Origin of the sequence: Alishewanella maricola, from assembly GCF_016343785.1 — a bacterium.
GTDB classification, from domain to species: Bacteria; Pseudomonadota; Gammaproteobacteria; order Enterobacterales; family Alteromonadaceae; genus Alishewanella; species Alishewanella maricola.
This window is the reverse complement of the sequence record NZ_JAEINI020000054.1, coordinates 1-382: the sequence shown is the minus strand read 5'-3', so window position 1 is coordinate 382 and position 382 is coordinate 1. Positions and strand designations below refer to the sequence as shown.

The following is a 382-nucleotide window of genomic DNA, read 5'->3' as shown; positions in this document are numbered from 1 at the left end:
GGCTTGAGCAATAACCGTCTTACCGTTTTGATCGGTAATGGTGATGTTAATCACCGTGCCTGGAGCTACATCGGTGGTGGTGCCACTGAGGTCAAGTGTACCGTCGGTATTGTCCACTGACGCCGCGATATCCAATGTACCGGCAACCGCATCAAGTGTGGCTGAAGTATCAGCAGCCAATGGATTGCCGTTGTTATCGACTGCCGTCGCGTCAATGGTTAATGGGCCATCGGCTAAGGCGCTGACATCGACACCTTCTAAGGCATAGCTGCCATCGGCTAATACGGTGGCTTGAGCAATCACCGTTTTACCGTTTTGATCGGTGATGGTGATGTTAATTACGGTGCCAGGAGCAACGTCCGTGGTGGTGCCGCTGAGGTCC

General features: G+C 53.1%; 1 pseudogene. It reads right to left on the bottom strand.

What is annotated here, in order from left to right:
- Positions 1-382: pseudogene (locus JAO78_RS16695) on the bottom strand (retention module-containing protein); the annotation flags it as partial.